The sequence below is a fragment of the Parafrigoribacterium mesophilum genome (genome assembly GCF_039652555.1).
Classification (GTDB): Bacteria; Actinomycetota; Actinomycetes; order Actinomycetales; family Microbacteriaceae; genus Parafrigoribacterium; species Parafrigoribacterium mesophilum.
Genome location: NZ_JBDJAF010000066.1, coordinates 1 through 267, shown reverse-complemented (window position 1 = coordinate 267; position 267 = coordinate 1). Strand labels below are relative to the sequence as shown.

Sequence of the window (267 nt, the reverse complement as noted above, 5' to 3'; positions counted from 1 at the left end):
AGCGTGATGCCGGTGGTGATGCCCGCCAGCGAGGTGGGGATGACGACCTTGAGGATCGTCAGCCACTTCGGCACCTCGAGGGCGAAGGATGCCTCGCGCAGCTCGTTCGGCACGAGCTTGAGCATCTCCTCAGAGGAACGCACGACAGTGGGGATCATGAGCAGCGACAGCACGATCGCGCCGCCGAAGCCGGAACGGATGCCCGGATCACCGAGCAGGAGCGCAAGCAGCGCGAACGCAAACAGGCCGGCCACGATCGACGGGATA

Annotated in this window: 1 protein-coding gene; it reads right to left on the bottom strand. The window is 65.2% G+C overall.

Annotated elements, in window-relative coordinates:
• A partial coding sequence (locus ABFX56_RS16125; RefSeq protein WP_346234369.1) for an ABC transporter permease subunit occupies positions 1-267 on the bottom strand: 267 nt, incomplete at both ends.